A 3,112-nucleotide genomic window follows, 5' to 3' on the forward strand; every position below is an offset into this window, starting at 1 on the left:
ACTCCGTTATTATCAATATCGATTCGTTCAGCATTAGGAACGGCCGGCAAACCTGGCATACGCATAACATCTCCTAAAAGTGGTACTACAAAACCAGCTCCAGAAGAAATTTCAAATTCACGAACGGTAATATCAAAATTCGTTGGGCGACCAATTAACTTTTCATTATCAGAAAAACTTGCAGGTGTTTTTGCCATACATACCGAAAAATGACTAAAACCTAAATCGTTGATCATTTTTAATTGGGCTTTAGATTTTGATGAAAACTCAACCGAATTTGCTCCATAAATTTCTTTTGCAACCACATTAATTTTATGCTCAATGCTGTCAGATGGTTGGTATAAAGGCTTGTAATTTGCAGTTCCACTTTCAATTGCTGCAACTACATTTTGAGCCACTTCGGCCGAACCTTTTCCTCCATGAACAAAAGCGGTACTCACAATAGCTGTTACAGCTTTTGTAGCACAAAGTTCTTTTAACTTGTCATATTCTGCCTGAGTATCATCTGGAAAAGCGTTGATACAAACCACTGGATTGATTCCAAATTTCTGAATGTTTTCGATGTGCTTTTCTAAATTACAAAAGCCTTTTTCAATAGCGCTTACATTTTCTGTTTTGAAATCTTCAGCGGCTAATCCCGCATGGTGTTTTATTGCTCTTATTGTTGCAACTAAAACAACCGCATCAGGTTTTAAACCACTTTGTTCGCATTTAATATGCAAAAACTTCTCAGCGCCTAAATCGGCGCCAAAACCTGCTTCTGTTACAACGTAATCACCCAGAGATAATCCCATTTTAGTTGCAATAGCCGTATTGGTTCCTTGTGCAATACTGGCAAATGGTCCACCATGCAAAATAGCTGGATTTCCGTCGATGGTTTGGACTAAATTGGGTTTAATTGCATCTTTCAATAACGTTGCCATTGCTCCTACCACATTTAAATCTCTTGCGAAAATAGCTTTTCCGTCCAAGGTTTTACCAACGAATATATTTCCTAATCGTATTTTCAAATCTGCTAAATCTTTCGCCAAGCATAAAATCGCCATGACTTCTGATGCAGGCGTAATATTGAAACCATCTTCACGCATGGTTCCATTCGCTTTAGCGCCAACTCCAATAATAATTTGGCGCAACGAACGATCATTCATATCCATCACCCTTTTCCATGCTATCGATTTTGGGTCTAGATTTAAGGAATATTTAGTGTTTTGTAAATTATTATCAATTACCGCCGAAAGCAAGTTATTCGCTTTTTCAATTGCCGAAAAATCGCCTGTGAAATGCAAATTAATATCTTCCATAGGCAACACTTGAACATAACCGCCACCAGCAGCTCCGCCTTTTAAACCAAAAACAGGTCCAAGAGAAGGCTCGCGTAAAACTGCAATTGCTTTTTTACCAATATAATTCAATCCGTCAGTTAAACCAATAGACATGGTGGTTTTACCTTCCCCATATTTGGTTGGCGACATAGCAGAAACTAAAATTAGTTTTCCTTTTGGATGTTCTTGTTGTAAGTGTAACGGTAATTTGGCCTTGTATTTGCCATAATATTCTAAATCGTCTTCTGAAATATTTATTTTTTTAGCAATATCTTTTATGTGAGACATCTTTGCATTTTGCGCAATTTCAATATCTGATGGAAATGTAGACATGTTATTGTGATTTAATTTGGGTAAAAGTTGTGATTCTAATAATAAAAAAGCCCTGCAAGATTATAGAAACCTTGCAGGTCAATATTTTATTCTAACGACAACGTAATCTGACCGTCTTCGTCTAATTCGGTTTGTATGTCGTCTGAAAGATTACTTTCATCTGAAACTTCCATTTCTTCAGGAGCTATTTCTTCCGGTTCATCATACGGTAACGATTCTAATAAATTGATTTGTTTCAACTTATCAATAGTTAATTGGTTACCTAAAGCTTTAATCCCTTTAACAGATATAAATTGCTCTAAATCAATAGTTTGATTTTCTTTTTGAATTCCTCTTACTTTGGTAAAAATTACCTCAGCAACCGGACGCCAATCAGTTGAAACGATTTCTAATTGCGATTTTTCATGTTCGGTAATGAAGATTTCTTCTTTGTTTTCGTTTTCAACTAAGAAACGTTTCACAAAATAACGATCTTTTTCGCCACAATAATAAATACATGAAACCGGCTTATTTGGATTCCATTTTTCCAACACAATCATATCTTCTTCGAAATGCGTAGTCAATTCTGGAATAATCGTTTTTAGTTTACCTGATTGATTCACAATCAACAAACGATCATTTGGTCGGAATTCACCCAACAACTCGCCTCTTCCATCTACATTCAAGCGTTGTACCGTATCATCAAACCAAACTTTTCTTGGACGTAAAGTAGAAATTCCTTTCTCTTTTAACTCAATTTTTTTGATTGGATATTTGGTCACTGTATTGCCACGAGAAGCTCTTCCTTTGATAGCAATATCAGTGAAATCAACATCCCATTTTAGTTTTTTCACGCTACCTACTTGACGTAATAAAATCGTTACTACTTCGGCTTCACCATTTGGATTGGCAGAAAAATACAGTACCATGGAACCTTTATTTTCTTGTGTTAAATCGTAAAATTTATCACGAGTAACACCCGAAACATTGAAGCGTTTTATAAAAGTAGAACCGTTATTACCATCACGATACATCATGTTGTAAATTGTTCTTTTGTCGTTTTTATCAAAAACAGCAATATGAATAATGTCTTTTCCAACGAATTTTTTGTCATCCACTTTTGCTACCATCATTTTTCCATCGCGAAGGAAAACAATTACATCATCAATATCTGAACAATCAGCTACATATTCGTCTTTCTTTAAACCCGTTCCAAAGAACCCTTCTTCCCGATTTACATATAATTTTGTATTTCTTAAAACTACTTTTGTAGCCTCAATAGTATCAAAACTTCTTAATTCTGTTTGACGTTCGCGCCCAATTCCATATTTATCTTTTAATCTTTGAAAGAAATCTATCGTGTACTCAATAATATGGTCCAAATGGTATTTCACTTGTTCCATTTCGGCTTCCAATTTCGAAATTGCATCATCCGCTTTATCCGAGTCGAAACGCGTAATACGAATCATTGGAATTTG

The 3,112-nt window shown here is 35.4% G+C and carries 1 protein-coding gene and 1 pseudogene; both read right to left on the reverse strand.

Annotated elements, in window-relative coordinates; genetic code table 11:
• Nucleotides 1-1,655, reverse strand: a 1,655-nt coding sequence (locus ACIQZC_RS10310) for a formate--tetrahydrofolate ligase (RefSeq protein ID WP_396139139.1), incomplete at its 3' end; no start/stop codon positions are given.
• An 86-nt stretch (nt 1,656-1,741) separates the two neighbouring features.
• A pseudogene (locus ACIQZC_RS10315) lies at nt 1,742-3,112 on the reverse strand (DNA gyrase/topoisomerase IV subunit A); the annotation flags it as partial.

The organism is Flavobacterium sp. (genome assembly GCF_044338735.1).
Lineage (GTDB): Bacteria > Bacteroidota > Bacteroidia > Flavobacteriales > Flavobacteriaceae > Flavobacterium.